Below are 24,164 nucleotides of genomic sequence, written 5' to 3'. Positions count from 1 at the left end.
TATATAGATGTCTGATTTTTCGGAAACGTATTCTGTTATGGTAAATAACTTGGATTATTTGTATTATTAGGTAATGAATAAATTCAGTGCTAGCATAGAGATTATTGGGATAAATCCTTTTGTTTTTGTTCCTGAAAGTATCCTTGAGAACCTTTTTAAAGAAGCGGGTAAAAACAAGGGGGCTATTCCAATACGTGGTGTAATCAACGATAACCCATACAGACAAACATTGGTGAAATACAGCGGTGACTGGCGGCTTTATATTAATACCACCATGCTTAAAAATTCGCCTAAACGTATTGGCGAAATTATTGAACTCACTGTAGAATATGACTCATCAGACAGAACTATATCAGCGCATCCTAAACTGACAGAAGCGCTTAAAGCAAATAAAGAGGCTTTGCAAGTGTTTGAAAACTTAAGACCTTCATTGCAATTTGAAATTGTACGTTATATTGCGCATCTAAAAACTGAAGAGAGCATTGATAAAAATGTAGGGAGAGCCATTAATTTCTTATTAGGAAACGAGAGATTTGTGGGTAGAGATAAGCCATAAAAATCCTGGTCTGAAATTTAAAAAGAGCGGTTCTGGCTTTCAGGAGTAAGTTTATACCTTATTAAAACATATTTTTTGTGAATGATCTTTCGGGACCTTACAAGACCTGAAAGATCATTAAATTATATTGAAAATTCGATACGCTGTACTAAATAGGCTTTTCCGAAATTATTGGGATCGTGGGTTACTGTTGCTTTAATGGATTTCCATTTTGGATAACTTTGTATATTATTCTTTCGGTCATCCTGTATTTTTAGCCCATTTTGCCAGATTTCTTCCAATTGAGCTTTCACTGCATCGTTGGAATAAGTGAGCTCTAGCTTATCGTTGATATAGTAATATTTACCATCTATTTTGCCCATTGTAATTACCGGTCCGCTTGGTATAATCGATTTGATAAGTGTGATATCGAACTGTTCATTACCCTGGTATTTTTCTTTGCTGATGATCTTTGTTAAATTAAACCATCTATCTGAAGCGTCTTGTGGGGGATTTGGATCTACGTTTAGCCGGGCTTTGACACGGTAGATATAACCGGGTTTTCTGTCGGTGAATCCATGTAAGGATATCCCTGCCGGTTCATTTTGAGGCAAAATTAACAAGGATTCATTTTCCGCTGCGTAGCGGTGGTCTACTAATAATTCTACTTCCTGTCCATTTTTAAGTTTGAGAGGACCATAAAGCTTTTCTTTTGAACATGCAGACAGGAAAAGGACAAGACAGAGTAAGGAAAAATATTTCATCGTATTGAAAGGTTAAGGTTTAAATCTAAAACGTTGGGCTTGCATGTAACGCTACAGGACTTTAGTTTTTACTAACAAAATATTGCGGAGCTTACTGGGAGAAGTCTTGCTGGGTTTAAACGTGATTTCCAAAAAAACTTTTAATATGCCACCCAGGCATTGGCTGCAGGAAAGAAGACTAACAGAGGCTCTTCATTTGATAGAAAGTAAGAAAATGAAGCCATCTACAATCTACCTTGACCTGGGGTTTGAAGGTCTTTCTCATTTCTCGCATTCTTTTAAGAGGAAATTTGGCAGGATATCTAATGGAGTGCTGGACTAGAAGAAGATATTTTTTCTGTCGTTTCGTTTTGATACAGCAGTAAACCAAATGGTACTTTTGGTTCTATATAGGTACTCTTTGGAGGTAAGTCGTGCTGTTTATCTGCTTGTTGGATGAGCGCTTCTGCGCTCATGGGGAACAGCGTGAAGGTGATAGACTCTGGCTCCTCTTGCTGTACATTGAGCAGGTCCTCCCATTTATTTGCTGGAAAATTACGGAGACGTTGGTCTGTTGTTGGGTCATGAATGCCAAACAAGGGACTCAGTACCATTTCCTGGAGGATTTGTACGTCCAGTAGTTCGTTGATGTATTCTGGTTTCAGGTCGAGCTGATACCAGGTACATTTATGCTGCATGCCAAACCGGTGCGATCTTGAAGGTTTATAGGCTACATTGTTAGGTACCTCTGAGATGTAGAATTGTTTGCTTAGCTTTTCCAGTAACAGATTGGTATCCAATGGAGACTCGGGACACACCATACGATGGAATTCTCTGCAGCTAATTTGGCCGCTGGATACATAGAGTGTACTGATCCACTGTGGGCTAACGTGGTGTTCTGCTGCTGCGACGGCCAAGCGGTGGTGCCCATCGGCTACATAGGCTTGTTTGATGTTCTGAAATGCGCTTGTAAATTCCAGGATTGTTTCCTGTGACCGTATTTTCCACACCTTATGATTGCAGCGGTCCTGTATCAGGGTAACGATGGGAGGAAAGGCAGCAACTTTTTCAATCAACTGGGTCATTGTTGAATCTTTACGATAGGTGAGCAGTATAGGGCTACCTTCTAGTCCAAGGCCCTTCCGATAGGCTTTTAAGCGATCTTCTCTTTCTTCTAGTGTACGTTCGTGGGTAACAATATTGCCACTGATCATATCTTCCAGACTGGTTAGTACCCATACTCCGAATTGGGACCCATAGGCGGTTTCTTTTTCATAGATATAGATCCCTGATACCTCTTCCTGCTTGTATTTACCGAGATTTTTAAGTGTGTTAAGATTAACCTTGCAGGCATCAAATGATACTGAATCATTTTGTACTGGTTCTAGTGTTTGCCTGAAATGCTGTCGCTCTGTAGTCCCGCTCATTATGCTGTTATACCAGGCAGGATCAGGGTGCATTGCGTTAAAGGCTTTTATTTTCATGACGTATCTTAATATCTGGTTAATAGGGGTGGTTTTAGTGGTGTAAAGTTCTGTTGTTTAGATTATTGTTCGTTAATGATTCGTTTATTTTGGGACAATTTTCTATAAAGGACGTCGTGCACATTATATAATTTTGTTGGAAGGGATATTTCGTTCTCTGGAAGAATTTTGTTCTGATAGAGGTATTGCATTTTTATATGTAGTTCATACACTTACTCTTGTTTAAGGTCAGTTGCTTCGTTTAAAGCTTGACGGAACGCTGGGAGGGAGAGGTTGGATATTTGTTTATCACCGGTTTTCTGTCTAGGCTGATGAGGTAAAAGGTAAAAAAAAGAAAGGTGCTCAGCATCAGGAAGGAGATGAGTTCTATCTGGTGATTCATTTTTACGGCCAGAGTGATAAATGTTGCAATGGCAAATGTAATTTGTAAGCTTGTAATGATATTTTTTAGGTTGTTCATAGTTGTAGGGATTAATTACATTATGAAATTACGGGGAGTTTGCTTGCGGAGAAATGGGGAATAGGTAGATGGGCAAAAATGTAAGTTGAAACGGCAAATTTAGGAGGTGGTTTGTGAGTATCTTTCTGCTTTTTAAAGAATTAATATCTAAATTCGTTTTGTTTATAACTAATGCTCCATGTTAGAACTTGATATAAAACCAAATATCCTAGATAGATCTAGAAAGCTACTACTGAATTCTGATTTCATAGAATTTGATGATACCAATTGGGACACGGATACAGTCGCTAGATTTATTAAAGGAGAAGTTGAAGCGATTAGATTCGGCATTAAATTTTTAAAGGGTTACACATTTACTATTGGCCGTACTTTTTGCATAGACATCAAAGGTTCGCGTGGCCGAAATATAAAAATAAGAATGACTTCTTTTTATGGTATAGGAAAACAAGCTTTAGATGAAAAATATTGTCAAATCATCAATACTTTTATGGATACGCATTACAATGATATTGTAAATCGAGCAATAGAAGTTTTTAATAGCGAGGGTAAATTCGAAGTGCTCGAAACCTCATTTGAGAAAGAAGGTGTTGTAATAAAAGGTAAACATGTCCCTTTGGAGGATGTGGGAACTAAAGCTTATAGGACCTATTATGCTCTTTTTTCTAAAAATGACCCTAAGATTTATAAGAGTTATAACTATATGGATGATTGGAATGCTATTTTAGTATACACTTTGTCTAGACGTATTCTTTCAATCCGGTGAGTTCTGTATACTCTTGATCTTGAAGAGCTTATTAAGAAATACTCGCCCTTATATTGGATACATGCCCATATTACTTCAAACTCTTTCAGTTTTGGCTTGTCTACTTTTGCGCCCAGACTGGGCATCGTATTTTATCTTTAGAATTTCTGTTTAAACTAAAAAGCCCCGGCAATTTGAGGTATTTGAATTTTGCCAGGGCTTTTTGGTTTAAGATTAATTGTGGTCTATTAAAATGTGTATAAGATAATATTGAATCTTCTGTTGATTAATAGCCTGGATTTTGTTTAAATCCTATGTTCCCCACACTTTTAGCGACCTCAATTTCTGATTGTGGTATTGGCCAGATGGTATCTCTGAGTGGGAATGATCGGTAAGCGTTGTTCGGATCCTTAATAGTTGGAATGATCGTACGATCAAACCGCCATCTTTTGAGGTCAAAAAAGCGTTGTCCTTCCATTGCAAATTCAATTCTTCTTTCATGACGGATCCGGGTGCGCATATCTGCAGCGGATAGCCCTGACGGAATCTGAGGCATATTGACGTCTGGTCTGGTTCTCACTGCATTTATAGCGGCGTAAACTGTGCCATCCGGACCCGCGACTTCGTTTTGGGCTTCGGCATACATGAGCAATACATCAGCGTAGCGCATGAGTACCCAATCCTGGTCACTTTGTGTTGCATAAGTAGTTGGAAAACGGTTTGGATCAATTCCTTTGCGTGGTAAAAAGCCACTGGGTACTGCTGCGGCTTTAGGGTCAAAAGCAGTAGACGCAGTTGTACCCCGCCAGTCGCCGGGAACAATAATGCTCATTTTTAATCTTGGGTCTCTATTGACATAAGGCGTTGTACTGCTAAACAAGGGTGAAGACTGGATCGGCAATCCATCCGTACATTCATAATCATCTACAAGGTATTTGAGCACATTTACGTTGTTGAGATAGGAAAACAACCAATCTTGGGGGCTATAAAAGCTTGGAGGTGAATAACGTGCTGAAAACATGATTTCTGGATTGTTATTCTGACCAGGTTTTAAAAACAGACTGCTGTAAGTATCTGCAAGTTTGAATTTGTTTTCTGTGATCACCAGTTTGGCAGCATCAGCTGCTTTTTGGTATTGACCATTGGCTAACAGTACTTTGGCTTTGTAAGCTAATGCTGTGCCTCTTACCGCGTGTCCGTTATAATTTGTGTTGGGTAAATTGGCTGCTGCATAATCAAGATCGGCAAGAATGGAATCCACAACGAGACTTTTGGGTGAACGTGGAATGGTTATACTAGCTTGATCAAAACTCAATGGTTTTAAGGTAAGGACACAATCTCCATATAATTGGGATAACAGAAAATAATGATAAGCCCTTATGAACTTCACTTCTCCAATATACTGGTTTCTTAAGTTTGACGTTAGCGGAATATCGCCGACGCGGACCAGGAAAAGGTTGCATGTTGCAATAGCCTGATAACTGTATTTGTAGGCATCTGAAATAATCCCTGTCATGGTTGCTTCAATGTTACCAGTGGAAACCGTAGAAAAATTACCTCCGCTGGAAATTGTATAGCCGTTATCGGTAAGGGTTTCCCAAAACATATACCCGCCACCAAAACCGGCTCCTGCGTTACTTACACTTGTTGCATTGTGTCCCCTGCAAAGGAAATTATAACAACCTGCCAGGGCCAGATCCGCGTCACTCTGTGTTTTCCAAAAAGTATTTTGTGACAATTGTGCCAGGGGATCTTTTTGAAGAAAATCCTTTTTACATGAACTAAAAATACTTAGTCCAGATAGGATTATGATAAATATAAATAGCTTTTTCATTAGTATATAATTAATTTTAAAGGTTATGAAGCTATCATGAGTTTCTATTCATTATGTTTTTTGAGTGTAAACTCATGATGGTTTCATTAGTATTTAATTAAAAGGTGGCTCTAACTCCGAAGTTAAATGTCTTGTTTTGAGGGTGTGTTACATAGCGTGTGTTGGTGGCTATGCGTTCTGGGTCCAGTCCAGGGAACTTGGTGAAAGTAAACAGGTTTTCTCCGGCAAAATAAACCCTCAAGGCGCTCATTTTTATTGATTTAACTAGTTTTTCAGGGAGGTTGTAGCCCAATTGTATATTTTTGATCCTTAAAAAAGAGGCATCTTTTAAATAGTATGTTGAGGTTGTACTGATGTTTTGACTAACCGTTCCCGTACCTGTCAGATATATTAGTGGCATTGTGGTGCTTGGATTGCTTGGAGTCCAGGCATTAAGCCAATCTGTTGTTGGGACGGAGCCCTGGTTGAAGGGCTGGAAACCCCATCCGTTTACATATTGTTTTTGACCCTGCGAGCCATAGAGGAAGATAGAGAGGTCGAAATTTTTATATTCGAAATTGGCATTTAATGAATAGTCGTAATTTGGAAAGGCTCCTGAAACAACGGTTCTATCGTTTTCATCAATTTTATTATCTCCATTTAAGTCTTTAAATTTAAATGTTCCCGGAACCGGATTGTAAGGTTGCTTTGGTGAGGCAGCAATTTCATCGGTTGATTGAAAGATCTTGTCAAATTCATAGACATAGTAACTGTCGAAAGGTAAACCTACTTTATCTATTGTTGTTGCATTAATTTTGGTTGCACTGTATTTGAGTAATTTATTTCTGTTGGCCTGGATATTTGCTGTAAAGGAATATCCTACTTCTCCTATTTTATCTTTATAAGAGAGGGATAGTTCCATACCCCGGTTTCTTACTGTACCATTGTTTACAATGGGAGGGTCATAGCCAACATAGATTGGTAAGGGCCCCTGGTCTAGAATGTCAGTGGTGATTTTATTATAATAATCTGCGGTTAGGCTTAACTTATTTTTAAAGAAAGACATGTCCAGCCCGAGATCGAAAACCTTTGTGCTTTCCCATTTGATACTTTGGTCAACGAGACCAGTTTTACGAACTCCGTCACCAAGATTGGCTCCAAATGGATAAGAAAAACCTGTTGTATATACATCCTGATAAGGATAATTGCCTATGTTCTGATTGCCTAGTTTTCCCGTTGAGGCACGGATTTTCATATCAGAAACTACTGGCAGGAGATTTTTGAAAAAATCCTCCTGTGAAATTCTGTAACCTAGAGACAGAGAAGGATACAAACCCCATTTATTTCCTTGTGCAAAGCGGGAAGAACCATCATATCTGATGTTTCCTTCCAAAAGATACTTTCCTTTATAATCGTAATTCAATCTGCCATAGTAAGAGTTGATGGACCATTCAGCTGCGGTTCCGCCGTTGAGCTGGGAACCTGTACCTCCTGCGTCAATTTCGGGCACAGAGTTGTTAGGATAGGTAACCCTGGAAGCCGAAAGACTCTGGTTCTTATAATACTCTGCCTGGGTTCCTGCAAGTATGTTAAAAGAGTGATCACCTATTTTTTTTGTATAGGTCAATTGAGTATAGCCAATTGGATATATGTAGTTCTTATCAGTTACGAGTAATCCCTGTCCACCTGTATCTAAGGTACGGAATGGTGCATCATTTGGTCCAGCAAACCAGAGGTATTGTCCTATCACTGGTTTGTAATCATAGGATTTCTGAAAATCAAAATTTGTTCCGACACTGGTTTTCCATTGTAAGCCTTCAATGAGTTTGACATCAAGAAATAGATTCCCTTGCATAAAGTAATCGGTATTTGATGCCAGTGCATTTTCTGCTATTGCGACAGGATTTTTATTGGCGGTCTGAAAAGAATAGGCCGTGGCTGTATAACGTCCACTGCCATCAGGTAATACCGGTCCGTAAAGCGGAGACTGGGATAGTGTGGACAGGAACATGTCCTGACTACCTGGTCTAGGGTAGGTACGCTGACCGTAGTTTAAGGTAATGCTGCTGCCAAAAGTAATTCGGTCATTAATTTTGCTGTTCAGGTTCAATTGCAGATTGTATTTTTTATACTTGAAACCCAGCATAATATCGGGTTGATCAACAATGCCCAGACCCACATTATAAGTTGTTGTTTCGCTGCCTCCTGTTAAGTTCAGATTGTGGGTTTGAACATGTGCCGGACGTATCACCGTATTTAGCCAGTTATAATTTGGGTATAGATTCCTGTCTGTACTATTGGCGTAGGCATCGATTTGTTCCTGGGTAAATCTGTTGCTGGTTGGCGCGCCAGAATTCAACGCAGCCTGGTTGTACATTTGCATATACTGCACGGAGTTATACACCAGATCCGGTAAGCTGCTGGCCTTAGAGATTCCAAAATTATAGCTATATGAAACTTGCATTTTACCTGCTTTTCCTTGTTTTGTGGTGACAAGGATAACCCCGTTTGCTGCACGTGAGCCATATATAGAGGCGGAAGCCGCATCCTTAAGGACGGTGACGTTTTCAATATTCTCTGGATTTAACTGTGTAAGATTGCCTGGTATCCCATCGATGATAACCAAGGGTTCGTTCCCTGCGCCACTATAGGTGCCCAGACCGCGAACCCGAAGAACATTTCCCTCATTTCCTGCTTCTCCTGAGGCTTGGGTTACGGATAAACCTGGTAGTTTACCTTGTAACAGCTGAGTTGGATTGGTGGCTACTCTTTTGGTTAGGTCTGCACCAGATACAGTGGCTATGGCCCCAGTAAGATTGGCTTTTTTTTGCGTTCCATAACCTACTACAACTACGGTTTCGAGGTCTGTTTGTGCACTTTTTAAAGTGATATTGATGGTTTGACGGCTACCTACTATCTCTTCGACAGTGTTATAGCCAATAGAAGAAAATAAAAGTACTGCTCCTGCACTTGGTACTTTTAATACATATTTTCCGGAAATATCTGTAACAGTTCCGGTTGTTGAACCTTTTAACTTTACACCTACTCCTGGAATGCTTTGTCCTGAGCTCTCCCTGACTACACCTGAAATGGTAATTGTACTTTGTGCTTGTACGTGTTGTCCAAAGAGGAGTAAGAGGAAAATTGTCGTGAGCGCATACCGTATGCTACCTGTTTTTTTTAGAAAAACAGGTGCAGAATTAGTAGAAAATTCCTTTTTCATACATTAAAATTTATAAATGGTTAAATAGCCTCTGCGAAAAGGCTAAACCATTCCACAAAGTAGGCTTGCAATGTGGCCATTATTTGAGGTCAAATGATCAGGATATTGAGTATAATATTGTGCTATTTTGGCATAGACTTGCCGTTTTTAATGTTGTTTTTGGCTTATTTCAGTATAAAATAATCTTTAGATATTTAGACCGGTACACCTATGGAAATATTTAAAACTTGTAAGCAATGCCTACTCTATAATTTCGTAGGGGCTCTGTTTGCCATGCATAGGCGGTAACATTACCGAAATAGTTGATCTCACCATCATACAGGTATTTATTTAAGATGTTAAATACGTTGCCTGTGATTTTAAAATTGCCACATCCCCAGAACAGTCCGCCGTCCAGACGGAAATAATCTGGCAAAGGTTTATCATCGGTTCTGCTCCAGCTACCCGGCACTCGACCGATCTGCCACGAGAATCCTGTTGAAATTCCGGCGCCTTTCAGTGGACCATTTTGAAGCGTATAGGTTAACCAGCTATTAACCGTATGTTTTGCGAAACCCGGAACAACATCCCCGACCTGAATAATGTCGACGCCTGGGGCAACTTTAGTTACTTTCCCATCTGTATAAGCGTAGTTGGCAATGAGCTGAAGCCCTTTGATAATTTCTCCTCTAAGGTCCAGCTCAATACCTTGTACTCTTTTTTCACCTAAAACAATGCTATGTGTTCTTGTTGTATCGGTAGGATCAGCTGTCAGTTCGTTTTGTTTTATGATGCGGTAAACTGATAAGGTGGTATTGAACCGACCGTCAAACCAGTCCTTTTTGATACCAAGTTCTGTATTGACACCAGTAATTGGCTTGATCTTACCACCACCGGTAAGTATACCGCTTTGAGGAATAAAAGCTTTGTCATAAACGGCATATAAAGAGGTATTGTTGTCAATTGAATAGCTCAGGCCAAATCTTGGGGTAAACTGGTTGGTCTTGTTTGGTGCACCCGGATCTACGCCCCAGCTGTATTCACTCAAGCTGGTGTATCTGCCAGCAAGGGTTAGTCTTAATTTGTTGCTGAAGAAGCCCAGTTCTTCTTGCAGATAAAAAGAGTGATATTTAGAGCCAATCAATCCTCCTGCCTCTATGGCACGCTCTTTTAAAGGCGTCAACCTTCGGGTGTCAAAAGCATAATAAGCGATAGGATTGGTGCCATAAACTGGATGTTGACTATCAAATGGATTGGAGTCCGTGTCGAGGTTAACACCCGCGTCCCAGTCTGCTTCATATTTTTTGTCCCCTGCATCAAAACCAGCCAGGACCCGGTGCTGTACACGGCCGGTATTGAAATTTCCATTTAAAAATACCTGAGCCAGTTTCATATTGCTACTTGCATCCCATATTCCAATTCTACGAATCATCGTGCCATCTGCATTTACTTTAGATGGCCATGCACTGTTACCCAGCATGTTATATTTGTAATAAGCACCTTGTGCAGTAAGTTTCCAGTGTTCATCAAATTTTTGCTGCACATTCACAGTGAAGCTTTGATCATTGATATAAGTAGGTGGAATTAAAGGATCCGATTGTGAAAAATCAACAGGATAAGTGCCATAACCATTTACGCCAAAAACATAAGAAGAGCCTACCTGACTGGTTTTTGCTTGTTGTAAAGTATACTCCGCCGTAATTTTGGTATTACCGGTTTGGTAGGATAGGACGGGGGCAATGCTGTAGCGATCGTTGTATTCAAAGTCACGATGTGATTTTTTATTCTGCGCTGCTGCATTGAGTCTGAACAGCAACTTGCCATCGTCAGTGAGTTTTCTGTCAAAATCTACGGTTGTACGATAAAGACCATAACTTCCTGTGGTAAAGGAGACTTCTCCTTTATTGATTCCCGTAGGTTTTTTGGTAACGACATTGTATAAACCGCTTGGGTCACCACTACCCAGCATAAATCCTGCAGGCCCTTTAACAAATTCAATATGGTCTACAAAACTCATATCCTCAGTGAGTGGGCCCCAGAATGAATTGACTACATTAAAACCATTTCTAAAAGCCTGGATTTGTGAACCCCGCATTTTGATGTTGGCATACATGTCTGCCCAGTGTTGGGTGCGTATAGCCCCACTAACATTTCTGATCACGCCATCACTCATACTGGTAATTTGCTGGTCTTTGAGGACTTGTTCACTAACAATCTGGATGTTTTGAGGGGCTTCTAGTAAAGGTTCATTTAGTCTTAATGTGGCCGATGGCAGGCTGACCTTATACTTATTTTTAATAGCTGCAATTTTTACTTCCTGGAGCGCTTCATCATTTTCAGCCAGAATAAAATCGACGGTCTTGGTTTCTCCTGCATTAATTATAATATTCTTTTCAGAAGATCGAATACCTACAGCTGATGCTTTAATCGTGTAGGTTCCTGATTTGACATGTTTAAGAGTAAATTCTCCCTTTTCATCAGTTGTGGTACCTATATTTTTGCCTTTTAGTGTAATAGAAATTTGTGGTACAGCTTTTCCACTGGATATTTTAACGCTGCCTTTTATGATTGCTGGCTGTTGCGCGAATGTGATTAAACTGCTAAACAACATCACTGCTGTTAGTATGAGTAGTTTTTTAAACATTTTGGTTATTTGGATTAATTATGAATAAGGCAAAAGTAATAGATGTATCTTGAAATTTCAAGTTATTTAAAATAATTCTAAATAAAGAAGAGATATATTTTGATTTCAATATATTTTGATATTTATATGTTAAAATATAAGTATCTTTTTAAAATAGAATTTAATGGGCTTTTTATGATTAAAATTGATGGGAATTAATACTAAAGCTGTTTGGGCTTTTGGGCAAACAAAGTTTGAACTTCTCAACAAAATTATTTTTTTATAAATAATCTAAATTTGTTAGAGCTATTTAAACTAAAGATTATAGAGTTAAATTATAAAATATGAAGGTTATTTTGACAGGTGCAACTGGAATGGTTGGCGAAGGTGTTCTAATGGAATGCCTTGATAATGAACAGGTGACTTCGGTTCTTTATGTGGGCAGAAAGTCTAGTGGAATTCAGCACCCTAAATTGAATGAATATACGCTTCCGGATTTTCTTACACTTAAGAAAGGGGATACCCATCTTTCAGGCTTTGATGCTTGTTTCTATTGTGCAGGTATAAGTAGCGTAGGCATGAATGAAAGTGATTATACCAGAATTACATATGACACCACATTGTATTTTGCAGATGTTCTTTTAAAACTTAATCCGGATATGGTATTTAATTTTGTATCAGGTGCTCATACAGATAGTACAGAGAAAGGAAAGTCCATGTGGGCACGGGTTAAAGGTAAGACCGAGAATGCTCTGGGGCTAATGGCGTTCAGAGCTCAATATAATTTTAGACCTGGTTTAATGATACCTGATCAAAAACAAGTACAACTTAGGGGTTATAATAAATACATCAGATTGTTGTATCCGTTGTTCAAACTTTTTTACACGGGTTGTAGCACAAGGGAAATAGGGAAGGCAATGATTGCTGCAGTAAAGGTTGGATATCCGCAAAGAACACTTGAAGCCAGGGATATTAAGAAATTGGCAGGTGCTGTATAATGATTTCCAAATCGGTTTTTCATTCGGAAATATAAATTCTAATCCTCCATTCACTTTATTGTATGGAATGATCTTCTGCAATGTTGTTTGCCCGATTGGTTAAAACTATTTTAAAGAGTGATTGTTAAGCTGTAAAAATAAATTATGAATGACTTTTTTAGGGGAATTATTGCAGCTTGGGGTGCAAAGAAATTAGGTGGAGGTTGTTTGTCTACTGTTATTATTTTTGTGTTAATCTGGACCTTGCTTGGCAAATGTAATCAGGGAACGAAAGCCCAAATACAGCCAGCATCCCAACATCGTGTTGCAGTTGACAAATAAGGAATAGCTATCATGATAACCCCGAATTAATGATCACCGTATAAATCATCTGAATGGATCAGCAGGTACTTGTCAAATGTAATAATGACATTACTTTGTACAACATTAAAATTATCCAGGCGTTAACATAAATAATTGCTTCCTGTAAAATGTTAAACTGATAATTATATTTCAATGAAAGAACTCAGATCGAAAGTAGTAGCGGCGCTCAAAAGGGAATTTACTTATGAATGTACCATCTCTTCTAAAATGAACCAGGTGATTTTAAAGGTCAGAAATATCGATTTCGAACAGGAGCTGGGAAGATTATTGCAACAAATACAGCAAATCATTGATAAACATTATCCTAAAAGAGAGGAGCATATTTTGCTGGTCATTCGTGCAATGGACGGACAGAGTGAAAATACCTTTAAGATTTGGAAATCTGTTTAGCACGGAAGTTTTTTATTGATCCTTTAGATAATATTAGTGTCGTAATGCTTCCCACAGCAGCCGGATTCATAGAAGACAGTAACTGCACCTGCCAGATCCAGAAGATGGACGCTGTTGAATATGAGAAATATCACCCTGTTGGTTGCCATAATTCAAATTTACTCTTTATTAAAGGTGAACGTAGCGCCGTGTTGTTTTAATATAACTTGTTTCTGGGCCGGGTTAAATTCAAGAGCAACTCCGATCTGTTCAGACTTGAACTTGTCTTTCTCACTAGCTTCCAATGGAAATGAAGATTGTCCGGTTGCTTGTACCAGTAAAGTCTTATCTTTTTTGGTTACGGTAAGTTTTAAAGGGATTTGTTGACTGGCATATACACCCAGGTATTGATCCAATTCCTCACTAGAAACTTCGATAGTAGCAAAATTTGGGAGCTCAAATGGTTTATTATAGACGCTGCTTAACAATGCAATCATGATTTTATTGTTATCGTACTTTGAACCATTTGAGGTTAAGGCCACTGCAGTTTTATCAGATGGGAAATAAGAATAAACTGAAGTGAAACCATCTATCCCTCCGGTGTGTCCATAGCTCGGCTTATCATAAAAAGGAAATTTGAACAGGCCCATTCCAATACCATCCTTTATCGTTTCCATTTGTTCTAAGCTTTTAGCTGATAGGAGCCGTCCTCCAAATAAAGCTTCTGCAAATTTGGTTAAATCAGCAGGGGTAGAGACAACAGCCCCGGCACCCATCGGAACAGACATATCTGTTTCTGGTTCTTTGTTCCAGCTGTTTACAAATTTATAGGAATAGCTTTCATTGTTTTTAAGGTTTATTTTTCCACCATAGAATGTGTTCTTCAGGTTTAGAGGTTTTGTGATTTTCTCTTTTAGGATTTCAGAATAGGGTTGTTTATAAGCCTTTTGTAAAATGAATGACAAAAGTACAAAGTTGGAATTACTATAGGAGGTTTTGCTGTCAGGTTCAAAATCACTTCCTCCTTTTGCAATAATATCAGTAAGTTCTTTTTCAGATTTCTTTGTTGTATTCCATTGTTGGTATTCTTCATCATCCGTAAAGTTATGAATCCCACTTCTGTGACTTAGAAGTTGAGCGATGGTAATTTTATCGCTGTTTTTTATAGTAGGAAAATACTGGTTTATGGTTTGTTCGAGTGTCAGTTTACCTTCTTCAATAGCTTTGAAAATGAGAACTGTTGTGAAGGTTTTGGAAATGGAACCAATCCTGTATTTAGTGTTTTCATTAGGTTTGGTCTGATTTTCAATATCAGTATATCCTATGGCTTTGGTATAAAGCAATTGCCCATTCTGTGAGATTGCTACACTACCCATAAATTTATTGTTGTCTTCAAGCGTTTTGAAATAAGCATCTAACTTAGATTTGTCAATGTTTTGTGCATATGAAACTGATAAACAAAAAATAAGTAGCATTCCGGTAAGCAATTTTTTGTACATAGTTTTAGTGTTTAAGGTGAAAACGATTTTTAATCTTGAGTAATAAAGTGAGCAGAAGATAGAATACAATAGTGAAGGCAATCATTACTGGAATAAAGGTTGATCCCTTTTTATAAAATAAGCCAACGCGATCTGGCATGAAGGTCTTTGCACCAAATTAAGAAAATAAAAGCAAACAGGCATAGGTAGAGGAGAAAGAATATAATATTGCTTAAACTAAATAAATTTTTAAAGCCTTTATTTATTATTTTAACTCTAGTATTTTTACTTCAAATGGTTGTAGATTTAGCGTTATGGTACCATCACTAACCATCTTTTCTTCCTGATGTTGGCTCAGTACATTCCACACTGCATAGGTTTGTTTTTCTGATGCAGGTAACTCTAACACATCTTTAAGGCTAAAAGTGATTTGTTTGGCTTGCGCAGAAGGATTTCGCCAGGTTAAAATTCCTTCTTTTTTATTCCATGCCGCAAATCCGTAAATGTCCTCTTTGGCAGGGTCTCCGCCCACCCAGTGCACATCTGATAGGACCTGTTGATGCTGTTCTGACCATTTCATTGCCCTGGCCAATTCATCCCAGGTTTTGCTGCTCAGCAGATGAGGGTTAATGTACAGTTCCTGCATGCCTGTTCCATTGCTGAAAAATTCCCATATATCTTCTGTGATGCCTTTATCATCATTAGAAAATTCTGCACCTATACCGTTTTCATTGTTCACCACTATTCCGTGGTACATTAGTGCGTTTAGCGGATAAAGGCGGGAGCGTTTAACAATGTTTTTGTAAACTTCTGCATCCCGGTAATTGATCCATTGTTGCCTTTTGGTACCAGCTCCAAGAAGATCCATGTCGCCTCCCGCACGCCAAATGGCATCGCCATAACTGAGCCAATAAGGAGATGGCCAGGTGCCAACGGTTAGGTTAAAATAGAGGTCTGGTTTTATGTCCCGAAGGTCACTGATCACGCGCAGGAAAGCTTCCAAATCTTTGGCGTATTTCTCTCCGGCCCCGGCAGCACCGTTCCCGGCACCTACGCCATCAAACTTAAAACTGACCACGCCCTGATCCTTAACAAAATCTTCTGTGAGTTTTTTAAAATAAGTAAAGTAACTTTTATCTGCAAGGCTCAGGCCGTTGTCGTTAGGCTTGAATGGTAGGTTTAGTGTCTTAATGCTGGCCAGACGACTGGTTTGTTCCTCCCCATATCCGCCCCAGGGCGATACCCAAACGCCCATATTTGAATTGTATTTTTTTGCCAGTGAGTCCATATGTTTGAACCCATTTGGCAATTGATTGCTGAAGTACCAAAGTCTTTTGTAATCATCCCAACCACTATCCCATAAAAAAGCACTAATTTTTGTCTTACGCTTCAGTACCAGGCTATCCCCAAACATTTTGATCCGATCCATCGCATTTCCCTCTGTGATTTCTTTGCGATCATAACCAACATCATACCAGGAGTTATAGTGAGGAAAGGCCCTGTAAGGTACTGCCCTTACTTTTTCGAGATAGTAAAGAAAGCCTCTGCGGAGTTGTTCAGTAGGAGTGGTTCCCCAGGCTACACTAACCTCAAATCCATCTGCTTTATGGAGTGCAGCCGAAGCTGCAAGGCAGATCTTAATTCCGGTTGAGCTGACTTGGTTTTGTGCCATTGGATGTTCAATAGCAAAGAAAAGTGGTCCCGAAAGCACTGGCGAACCATCAACTTTTCCCGAAAGTTCTGGCTGGTATACTTTAGGGATATTTACCAAAGTGAGGTTGTTGACCAGTTGCTTAGCGTCGCTGATGTTGAAGTGTTGTTGTATGAAATTACAGTCGTTGTGTAGAGAAATGCTCCAGTTGATCCTAATGTTTCCCGATGCATCTGACATTTGATAGACCAGTTGTTTTCCGGATAATCTGTCTAGCATCTTTATTGCATTAGGGTTTGCAGAGATCTCTTCGCTATTTTTGCTTGTGATGTGAAAATCAGAAGCATATAATGTTTTTCCATTATTAAGTTTTAGCTCGAATAAACAGGTATCCTTTAAATCTGTGCGTTTAGATAAAACTTTATCTCTAAATGAGATCTTATTTATCCGATCATTTACCAGGCCTACACTTACTTCCAGAATATTGTTACTAAGAACGTTGTTTACTGCCGAGATACTGGCCCTTTCCGGTCTTTTACCTGAGTAGTAGACTTGTGCTATAGAAGTAAAACTCGTATATAAAGAAACCGCTATGAAGACTAGAATAGGAAGAATGTGTTTTTTCGAATTTTCCATTTGAGTATAATAATAAAGGATTTAAATGGAAATTTCCTGAACAAACGTTTGCGTTAATGGGTTCTGTCTTCGCAAAGTTTTAACACATAATGTGTTGGATTTTGAAAATGTATTAAAAGGCCTTATAAAATCCTAAGGCCTTTTAATATATCATTAGGTACTTCTGTTAATTAGTTTAAGGAGAATTGCTATAACAGCAATGACCAAAAGTACATGGATTATTCCTCCGGTATAATAGCCTCCTAAAAAGCTGATTGCCCAGATAATAACCAAAATAACTGCGACGACATAAAGTAGATTTCCCATAAAATTAGTTTTAGTTTGATTAATGAACATAAACTAACTTAAATAGTTTAGGGAAGATGACGATTGTTACCTTATGGAAACCTTTTCAATTCGCTCAACTCTTAATTGACCGAGAATATAGATACTGTCAAAAGTAAAGCCTGTGAGTCCTTCATTTTTAAGAAAAGTAAGAATTCTGGGCCTTATAGCTATAAACAAGGAAGTGCAATACAATTCAAAATTGTTTAGAATAAACTTTCTCTGATAGGCCTCAGTTAAACAATTGAAATTAAAGATCAATTGACTATCGTGGTTCAAGGTGATGAGTCTTTCATGATCAGTTGCTGCCTGACTTAGGTATTTATTACTGCTAACGAAGCTTCCGCTTAAGCGGTTGAAACTCTTTATTTGTTCTTCATTGAAATTCATATTGCCAGCAAATTTAAGGCGGTTTAAGTCATTTAATACATCACTTTTTCAGCTTTTTGACTTTCTTGATATAGGCTTCTAAAAATTGATCAATGCCAGATGCCGTGTAACCTAAAAGTCTTGAATTTTCGCCAAGTTCAGAAGAAACAATGGTCGTTTTTTCTCTAATTTGAGTCATGCAGTACATATTTATGGCCTGTTGCATCGGTAGCGTAATGTATTGCTTGGCCTCTGCAATTTTGCCACTTAAAATAATGAGCTCAGGGTTAAATAGCTGGATCAGCATCGATATCCCTTTACCCATATTAGTGCCTACATTTGATAACAACTGGATGGCATATTGATCGCCTTTGTTGGCCGCTTTAATAATAACGGCTGGTTCAATTCTTTCCAATTCTTCATTAGATAGATTATTAAGCATAGAGTTTTTGCCCGATAAAATACCTTCTTTAGCCATTGCTGATAGCGCATTTCCTGATGCGATGGTTTCTAAACAGCCATGTTTGCCACAATAACACAATGCGCCGTTTTCAACAAAAGAGATATGCCCCAGTTCTCCGGAGAAACCACAGGTACCCTGCCTCAATTTGCCATCCATAATGATACCTAGGCCCACACCCCAGTCCATTAACAATACCAGCACATTTTGTTTACCCTTGGCCATTCCGTGCATAAATTCTGCCATTGACGAACCATTCACATCATTTTGTATCACTACAGGTAAATTCAGCATCTTTTCAAATGCGGCAGTTAGAGAAATATTTTCCCCATTACTTAAAAAATAACTGTAGTTTTCGCCCTTTTCAGCATCAATTAAACCAGGCATACCTACGCTACAGCCAATCAACTGTTGGTTGTTGATGTGTGCAGATTTTAAGATATCTTGAATGTGGGTGTTTAGAATATTAAAAAAATCAATCCTACTTTTTGAAATGGGTAGCAGAATAGTTCTAACATCAAGCACAAAGTTATAGTTGTTATCTATAATGGCTATTTTGGTGTGAAATAGCTCAATATCAATGCAGAGAATCTGGATCTTTTTGTCCTTTAAGCAATAAAGATCAGGCTTTCGGCCGCCAATAGATATTCCATAGCCCTTCTTTTCTATCCAATCTTCGTCAATTAAAGCAGTTAAGAGTTTCAATACACTAGGTGTACTCATATCCATAATTTCACATAAGGTAGAAACCGAAGAAGCACCTAAATTAAAAAGATGCTTAACGAGCTTGTGTTTATAAACCGATTGCTTATCGTTGATGTCAGATATTAAGTTATTTAATAGATTAAGATTCATTTGGTTAGCTCTACTATTTCGATAAATATAGAGAACTTCTATTAAAAAATTATTAAAGTTTTTTTAATGCATAAAAAAATCAATGATGTTTTGTCTTTATAACAATTTCTCACTAATATTAGGTTGCTAATTTTGATGCAATGTTTTCTAACCAACAATTAAACAATTAGTTTCATCACACAAATACTGTTGAAACCAAACGAATTTGCTGCCGTGTAAGTTTATTTTCTACAATACCAACAAACAAAATGAAAACTAAAGAAGAACCACAAAAACAACAAAATTCCAGAAGAGATTTTATTAAAAAATCAGCAATTGGCCTGGCAGCATTTACCATTGTCCCAAGATATGTATTGGGCGGCCAGGGATATCTTGCACCAAGTGATAAATTAACCAAAGCTGTAATTGGCGTTGGCGGTATGGGAAGAGGCCATTTCGGCTACGAAGGTACGCAGGTAGTGGCCATTTGTGATGTAGATCAGAACCACCTTAAACAGGCTGCGGCAATGTTAGATAAAGGGGTGAAAACATTTAGTGACTATAGAGAACTTATACAATTACCCGAAGTAGATATTGTGCACATTGCTACCCCGCCTCACTGGCATGGTATAATGGCTGTAGATGCTGCAAATGCAGGTAAAGATATTTGGTGTGAAAAACCAATGACTCATACCATAGGCGAAGGAAAAAGAGTAGTAGAGGCTGTAAAGCAACATGGCAGAATATTTAGATTAAATACCTGGTTTAGGTTTAAAGACACTTTTTACGGCATGGGCACTACTGTAAAGCCAATTAAAAAATTGGTAGATAGCGGTATGCTGGGCTGGCCATTAAAAGTAACAGTAAGTAAACATACTGGCTACGACTGGAAATTTTACTGGGTGGGCAAAGACCATTTGGAGCCTCAGCCAGTACCACCGGAATTAGATTATAATGCATGGTTAGGCCCTGCACCATATAAACCTTATAATGCACATCGTGTTCATCAAACTTTCCGGGGATATTGGGATTACGATGGTGGCGGATTAAGTGATATGGGGCAACATTATATTGATCCGATACAGTACTTTTTAGGTAAAGATGATACCAGTCCAATTTCTGTTGAAGTAGATGCACCGCAACAACATACTGATGCTGTGGGTATTTGGCGCAGAATTACCTATACCTATGCCGATGGCTGTCAGATTATATTGGATGGTGAAGGTAAAGATGCCAATGTCCCTTACATAGAAGGGCCAAAAGGCAAGCTGTATCCAGGTTTTAAATCTGATATTCCCGATTTGGAACGTAAACTGGCACAATTTCCTGATCCTGATCCACAGATTGTAGAATTCTCAGAATCGGTAAGAACGAGGAAGAAATTTGCTCTGAATGAAGAGAACGGACACCGTTCGTGCACTATTGTAAATATTGGTTTGGCCGCCCTAAGGTTGGGAAGATCATTAAAGTTTGACCCTGTTAAACAAGAGTTTATTGATGACGAGGCTGCAAACAGATTAATCAACCCTGTAATGCGTGCACCATTTTCCATTTAAAACATTAGGTAATACAAACCATCATGAATAAAAAAATATTAAGGGTGCTGCTGGCTCTTGTAATGCTTTCAAATGCATTTTTTACTTTAACGGCCCATGCACAAGATAAAAAAGACGAAAGAACTACAACTACGCGTATTGCCGATTTACTGGCGCAATTACCTGCCAGAGATGCTGCACAGCTAGAAGGTAACATGAAAGAAGTTGCCAATTTAGGCGAAGAAGGATATGTAACCTTAATTAGTGGTTTAACAACTCCTAAACAAGGGAATAATGCTTCCATTGAATACGCGATAGGTGGTTTTACTGCCTACGCTACAAAAAGTGGTCAGCAAGATTTAAGGAATATGGCAGTCAGTGCTTACTGTAAATCCCTGACTAAATTATCAGATAAACAGAACAAAGCATTCATCATTAGTCAGTTTGATCTGATAGGGAATGATGCTGCCGTTTCCTGTTTAGAAGGTTACCTTGCTGATGAGCAACTGGCAGATGAAGCCTCCAGGGCTTTAGCTAAAATTGGAACAACTTCTTCAACCAATGCATTGGTGAGGGGGCTGGGTAAAGCTACGGGGAAAGCAAAAATAGCCATTGTAGAAGCATTAGGACATACGGATACTAAAGCTGCCGCCGTAGCCATTGTTCCATTGGCAACGGGTACAGATAAAGAATTAACCAAAGTTAGTTTATATGCTTTGGCCAATATCGGCGATGCATCTTCAAAGGAAATTTTATTAAAGGCAGCGGAACAAGCGGGTTATAAATATGATCAAACCAATGCAGTAGCTGCCTTATTGGTGTATGCACAGAAAAATGTAGCAAATGATAAAGCGGGTGTAGAAACCATAGCTAAAACAATTTTGGGGAGAGCAACAGCTGATGATCAGGTCAACGAACGCATTGCGGCCTTAAAATTACTTTCGGCAACGCAAGCCGATCAGCAAGCTTTGCTGGAGGCTATGGGCGATAAACAGTTTGAGTTCCGTGCGGCTGCGGTTAAATTTGCAGCAGCAGACTTGAATGATACGAATAGTGCAGCCTGGGTAAATCAACTAAAAAAGACAGATGCCTCAACGCAGGTTTCTATTTTAGATATGCTGGGAAATAGTACGGCAAAGTCTACACTGTCAGATGTGTTGAAATTCATAAAAAGTGATGATCAGCAGGTAAAGCTCGCCGCCGTTAATGCAGCTGTTAAACTGGGACAGGAAAGTGTTTTGGATGACTTGCTGAAAATAATGGGCAAAGGTGATGCTACAAGTATAGAGAATATTGCCCAGGGTATTTTAAGAATAAAAGGCGAAAGTGTTGCCACTAAAGTTGGAGCATATATCCCAAAAGCTAAACCAGAGGTTCAGGTGGCCTTGATTAATATTTTAGCCGCCCGTGCAGCAACAAACCAGATAACAGTTATTTATCCTTTATTAAATAGTAAGAATGCTGAAGTTAGAAAAGTGGCATTTCTTTCCTTACAACATGTGGCTGTAGCGGAAAACAAAACACAATTGTTTGACCTTTTAAATAAAACGACTGATGCCGGTGAACTTACTGCCGTGCAGGAGGCTATAATTGCTTCTATAAAAGGAACTGCAGATAAAGATGCTCAAACTGATGTTATACTTCAGCAAATGGGCAATACACCTGCAGATAAGAGATTATTGTTTTACAAGGTATTAGGTAGTTTAGGTGGTCAGAAATCATTAAAGTCTGTATCTGAAGCATATGCCATAGGCGATGATAGGACAAAGAAGGCTGCAATTGAGGCCCTCTCTTCATGGACGGATGCGAGTGCAATTAACGAGTTGATCCGAATTGCCCGTACGACCACCAATCAAGACTTCTTAAATCAAGCTATTATCGGTTATCTGGCCTTGGTAAGAAATACCGACTATCCAGCCGAGCAACGTTTATTATTGTTGCGTAATGCAATGGTAGTGGCCCAAAATCCGGTGCAGCAACAACAGATTCTGAAAGATACCGAACAGGCCAAATGCTTTAATGCGATTGTCTTTGCAGGGCAGTATTTAGATAATGGGGCTTTACAACAAGCCGCTGCAAATGCAGTGATGAACATTACGATGGCCGGAACTTATAATGGCGACATTATAAAAGGCCTATTAAATAAAACAATTGCAGTAATCACCGGAGGAGATGCAGGCTATCAGAAAGAAGGCATGCGTAAATATATTTCAGAAATGAAAGCTGGTGAAGGCTTTGTACAAGTTTTTAATGGAAAAGATCTGTCTGGCTGGAAAGGTCTTGTAGCCGATCCGATCAAAAGATCAAAAATGGATGAAAAGACCTTGGCTGATGCACAAACCAAGGCCGATGCTGAAGCCCGTGAAAGCTGGAAAGTAATTAACGGTGAACTTCAATTTCAAAGTCATGGTAATAACCTCGCTACTGTTAAAAAGTATGGTGATTTTGAAATGCTGGTAGATTGGAAAATCATTGACGATAAAAAAGGCGAGGGAGATGCTGGTATTTATCTTCGTGGTACGCCACAGGTTCAGATCTGGGATCTTGCCCGTACAAAGGTTGGTGCACAGGTCGGCTCCGGAGGTTTATACAATAACCAAAGTAATGAAAGTAAACCGCTTAAAGTAGCCGATAATAAGTTAGATGAGTGGAATACATTCAGAATCTTAATGAAAGGTGACCGGGTTACAGTTTACCTGAACGGACAATTGGTTACAGATAACGTGATCTTAGAAAACTACTGGGATAGGAGCCTGCCGATTTTTGCAGAAGAGCAGATAGAGTTACAGGCACATGGATCACCAGTGGCTTACCGTGATATTTACATTAAAGAAATCCCACGGCCAAAACCTTTTGAACTGAGTACACAAGAGAAAAAAGAAGGTTATAAAGTATTGTTCGATGGAACCAATATGCACAGCTGGACAGGCAATACCACCGATTATGTAATTGAAGATGGAACCATCTCCGTTAGGCCAAAACCAGGGAAAGGATCGGGCGGTAATTTGTTCACCAGAGAAGAATTTAGCGATTTTGTTTATCGTTTTGAGTTTCAGTTAACACCTGGCGCAAACAACGGATTGGGAATAAGAGCACCATTAGAAGGCGATGCTGCCTATGTAGGAATGGAATTACAGATTTTGGATAATGAAGCACCAATTTATAAAGATTTAAAGGCATACCAATATCACGGATCGGTTTATGGTACCATTCCTGCTAAAAGAGGGTTTCTAAAACCTACAGGGGAGTGGAATTATGAAGAAGTAATTGCCAAAGGATCTAAAATTAAAGTGATCTTAAATGGTACTGTGATTTTGGATGGTGATATCGAGCCTTTTAAGAAAAACGGTACCCCCGATCACCAGGAGCATCCAGGCTTATTGCGTGAGCGTGGACATATCGGTTTCCTTGGTCATGGATCTCCAGTTCAGTTCCGCAACATCAGGGTTAAAGATTTGAGCATGAAAGATGCTGTTAAAAAAGAAACGGCTACAACAGCTACAGGTAAAAAGAAATAAGTTAAATTTAGCATAATAACTGTTTAA

General features: G+C 38.9%; 18 protein-coding genes. 7 read left to right on the top strand and 11 right to left on the bottom strand.

What is annotated here, in order from left to right:
• The first annotated feature begins 73 nt into the window (after window positions 1–73).
• Entirely contained in the window at window positions 74–556 is a 483-nt protein-coding gene (locus R2S08_RS06245; protein WP_316834333.1) for a YdeI/OmpD-associated family protein, read from the top strand.
• A gap of 122 nt (window positions 557–678) precedes the next feature.
• Here R2S08_RS06245 and R2S08_RS06240 read toward each other — a convergent pair whose 3' ends face one another.
• Complete coding sequence (locus R2S08_RS06240; RefSeq protein ID WP_316834332.1) at window positions 679–1,299, bottom strand: hypothetical protein; 621 nt, start codon at window positions 1,297–1,299, stop codon at window positions 679–681.
• Window positions 1,300–1,444: 145 nt separating this feature from the next.
• Between R2S08_RS06240 and R2S08_RS06235 the strand changes: the two genes are divergently transcribed.
• Window positions 1,445–1,621: a helix-turn-helix domain-containing protein gene (locus tag R2S08_RS06235; protein ID WP_316834331.1), complete on the top strand. Its 177-nt coding sequence runs from the start codon at window positions 1,445–1,447 to the stop codon at window positions 1,619–1,621.
• On the opposite strand, the gene R2S08_RS06230 is transcribed toward R2S08_RS06235, so the two are convergent.
• Both R2S08_RS06230 and R2S08_RS06225 read right to left on the bottom strand, forming a co-directional pair.
• Window positions 1,602–2,762 carry a DUF1015 domain-containing protein gene (locus R2S08_RS06230; protein ID WP_316834330.1) on the bottom strand — a complete coding sequence of 387 codons (1,161 nt, stop codon included), beginning with the start codon at window positions 2,760–2,762 and terminating at the stop codon, window positions 1,602–1,604. The two genes, R2S08_RS06235 and R2S08_RS06230, sit on opposite strands and share 20 nt — an antisense overlap.
• 241 nt (window positions 2,763–3,003) lie before the next feature.
• Window positions 3,004–3,222 carry a hypothetical protein gene (locus R2S08_RS06225; RefSeq protein WP_316834329.1) on the bottom strand — a complete coding sequence of 73 codons (219 nt, stop codon included), beginning with the start codon at window positions 3,220–3,222 and terminating at the stop codon, window positions 3,004–3,006.
• A 178-nt stretch (window positions 3,223–3,400) separates the two neighbouring features.
• Between R2S08_RS06225 and R2S08_RS06220 the strand changes: the two genes are divergently transcribed.
• The gene (locus R2S08_RS06220; protein WP_316834328.1) at window positions 3,401–3,985 is read left to right on the top strand and encodes a hypothetical protein; all 585 of its coding nucleotides are present in this window, start codon (window positions 3,401–3,403) and stop codon (window positions 3,983–3,985) included.
• Window positions 3,986–4,250: 265 nt separating this feature from the next.
• Here the strand turns inward: R2S08_RS06220 and R2S08_RS06215 are convergent, their stop codons facing one another.
• From R2S08_RS06215 to R2S08_RS06205, 3 genes are all read right to left on the bottom strand, one after another.
• Entirely contained in the window at window positions 4,251–5,798 is a 1,548-nt protein-coding gene (locus R2S08_RS06215) for a RagB/SusD family nutrient uptake outer membrane protein (protein ID WP_316834327.1), read from the bottom strand.
• Between the two features lie 97 nt (window positions 5,799–5,895).
• Window positions 5,896–9,000 carry a TonB-dependent receptor gene (locus R2S08_RS06210; protein WP_316834326.1) on the bottom strand — a complete coding sequence of 1,035 codons (3,105 nt, stop codon included), beginning with the start codon at window positions 8,998–9,000 and terminating at the stop codon, window positions 5,896–5,898.
• A gap of 220 nt (window positions 9,001–9,220) precedes the next feature.
• On the bottom strand, window positions 9,221–11,623 hold the full coding sequence (locus tag R2S08_RS06205) for a TonB-dependent receptor (RefSeq protein WP_316834325.1): 2,403 nt from the start codon (window positions 11,621–11,623) through the stop codon (window positions 9,221–9,223).
• Window positions 11,624–11,946: 323 nt separating this feature from the next.
• On the opposite strand from R2S08_RS06205, the gene R2S08_RS06200 reads away from it, so the two are divergent.
• Both R2S08_RS06200 and R2S08_RS06195 read left to right on the top strand, forming a co-directional pair.
• Window positions 11,947–12,600, top strand: a complete 654-nt coding sequence (locus R2S08_RS06200) for an NAD-dependent epimerase/dehydratase family protein (RefSeq protein ID WP_316834324.1) — start codon at window positions 11,947–11,949, stop codon at window positions 12,598–12,600.
• A 495-nt stretch (window positions 12,601–13,095) separates the two neighbouring features.
• Window positions 13,096–13,353, top strand: coding sequence for a hypothetical protein (locus R2S08_RS06195; protein WP_316834323.1), 258 nt, complete (start codon window positions 13,096–13,098; stop codon window positions 13,351–13,353).
• Window positions 13,354–13,511: 158 nt separating this feature from the next.
• Here R2S08_RS06195 and R2S08_RS06190 read toward each other — a convergent pair whose 3' ends face one another.
• From R2S08_RS06190 to R2S08_RS06170, 5 genes are all read right to left on the bottom strand, one after another.
• Window positions 13,512–14,831, bottom strand: coding sequence for a serine hydrolase domain-containing protein (locus R2S08_RS06190; protein WP_316834322.1), 1,320 nt, complete (start codon window positions 14,829–14,831; stop codon window positions 13,512–13,514).
• A 244-nt stretch (window positions 14,832–15,075) separates the two neighbouring features.
• Window positions 15,076–17,097: a hypothetical protein gene (locus tag R2S08_RS06185; protein WP_316834321.1), complete on the bottom strand. Its 2,022-nt coding sequence runs from the start codon at window positions 17,095–17,097 to the stop codon at window positions 15,076–15,078.
• A 153-nt stretch (window positions 17,098–17,250) separates the two neighbouring features.
• A complete protein-coding gene (locus tag R2S08_RS06180; RefSeq protein WP_108552824.1) occupies window positions 17,251–17,403 on the bottom strand; it encodes a lmo0937 family membrane protein in 153 nt (50 codons plus the stop codon).
• 66 nt (window positions 17,404–17,469) lie between these two features.
• The gene (locus R2S08_RS06175; protein WP_316834320.1) at window positions 17,470–17,811 is read right to left on the bottom strand and encodes a hypothetical protein; all 342 of its coding nucleotides are present in this window, start codon (window positions 17,809–17,811) and stop codon (window positions 17,470–17,472) included.
• A 40-nt stretch (window positions 17,812–17,851) separates the two neighbouring features.
• Window positions 17,852–19,105: an ROK family protein gene (locus tag R2S08_RS06170; RefSeq protein ID WP_316834319.1), complete on the bottom strand. Its 1,254-nt coding sequence runs from the start codon at window positions 19,103–19,105 to the stop codon at window positions 17,852–17,854.
• 248 nt (window positions 19,106–19,353) lie between these two features.
• Here R2S08_RS06170 and R2S08_RS06165 point away from each other — a divergent pair, with 248 nt between their 5' ends.
• Together R2S08_RS06165 and R2S08_RS06160 are read left to right on the top strand one after the other, a co-directional pair.
• A complete protein-coding gene (locus tag R2S08_RS06165; protein WP_316834318.1) occupies window positions 19,354–20,640 on the top strand; it encodes a Gfo/Idh/MocA family oxidoreductase in 1,287 nt (428 codons plus the stop codon).
• A 23-nt stretch (window positions 20,641–20,663) separates the two neighbouring features.
• A complete protein-coding gene (locus tag R2S08_RS06160; RefSeq protein WP_316834317.1) occupies window positions 20,664–24,137 on the top strand; it encodes a DUF1080 domain-containing protein in 3,474 nt (1,157 codons plus the stop codon).
• Window positions 24,138–24,164 lie beyond the last annotated feature (27 nt).

This window comes from Pedobacter nutrimenti (genome assembly GCF_032678445.1).
Classification (GTDB): Bacteria; Bacteroidota; Bacteroidia; order Sphingobacteriales; family Sphingobacteriaceae; genus Pedobacter; species Pedobacter nutrimenti_A.
Note: the sequence above shows the minus strand (reverse complement) of the source record. Positions and strands in the feature narration are given on the sequence as shown.

Excerpts from the sequence above, each read along its gene's own strand:
- R2S08_RS06165 (WP_316834318.1), top strand. The coding sequence starts at position 19,354 with ATGAAAACTAAAGAAGAACCACAAAAACAACAAAATTCCAGAAGAGAT.
- R2S08_RS06200 (WP_316834324.1), top strand. The coding sequence starts at position 11,947 with ATGAAGGTTATTTTGACAGGTGCAACTGGAATGGTTGGCGAAGGTGTT.
- R2S08_RS06180 (WP_108552824.1), bottom strand. The coding sequence starts at position 17,403 with ATGGGAAATCTACTTTATGTCGTCGCAGTTATTTTGGTTATTATCTGG.
- R2S08_RS06190 (WP_316834322.1), bottom strand. The coding sequence starts at position 14,831 with ATGTACAAAAAATTGCTTACCGGAATGCTACTTATTTTTTGTTTATCA.
- R2S08_RS06160 (WP_316834317.1), top strand. The coding sequence starts at position 20,664 with ATGAATAAAAAAATATTAAGGGTGCTGCTGGCTCTTGTAATGCTTTCA.
- R2S08_RS06205 (WP_316834325.1), bottom strand. The coding sequence starts at position 11,623 with ATGTTTAAAAAACTACTCATACTAACAGCAGTGATGTTGTTTAGCAGT.
- R2S08_RS06170 (WP_316834319.1), bottom strand. The coding sequence starts at position 19,105 with ATGAATCTTAATCTATTAAATAACTTAATATCTGACATCAACGATAAG.
- R2S08_RS06210 (WP_316834326.1), bottom strand. The coding sequence starts at position 9,000 with ATGAAAAAGGAATTTTCTACTAATTCTGCACCTGTTTTTCTAAAAAAA.
- R2S08_RS06215 (WP_316834327.1), bottom strand. The coding sequence starts at position 5,798 with ATGAAAAAGCTATTTATATTTATCATAATCCTATCTGGACTAAGTATT.
- R2S08_RS06185 (WP_316834321.1), bottom strand. The coding sequence starts at position 17,097 with ATGGAAAATTCGAAAAAACACATTCTTCCTATTCTAGTCTTCATAGCG.
- R2S08_RS06225 (WP_316834329.1), bottom strand. The coding sequence starts at position 3,222 with ATGAACAACCTAAAAAATATCATTACAAGCTTACAAATTACATTTGCC.
- R2S08_RS06220 (WP_316834328.1), top strand. The coding sequence starts at position 3,401 with ATGTTAGAACTTGATATAAAACCAAATATCCTAGATAGATCTAGAAAG.
- R2S08_RS06230 (WP_316834330.1), bottom strand. The coding sequence starts at position 2,762 with ATGAAAATAAAAGCCTTTAACGCAATGCACCCTGATCCTGCCTGGTAT.
- R2S08_RS06235 (WP_316834331.1), top strand. The coding sequence starts at position 1,445 with ATGCCACCCAGGCATTGGCTGCAGGAAAGAAGACTAACAGAGGCTCTT.
- R2S08_RS06195 (WP_316834323.1), top strand. The coding sequence starts at position 13,096 with ATGAAAGAACTCAGATCGAAAGTAGTAGCGGCGCTCAAAAGGGAATTT.
- R2S08_RS06175 (WP_316834320.1), bottom strand. The coding sequence starts at position 17,811 with ATGAATTTCAATGAAGAACAAATAAAGAGTTTCAACCGCTTAAGCGGA.
- R2S08_RS06245 (WP_316834333.1), top strand. The coding sequence starts at position 74 with ATGAATAAATTCAGTGCTAGCATAGAGATTATTGGGATAAATCCTTTT.
- R2S08_RS06240 (WP_316834332.1), bottom strand. The coding sequence starts at position 1,299 with ATGAAATATTTTTCCTTACTCTGTCTTGTCCTTTTCCTGTCTGCATGT.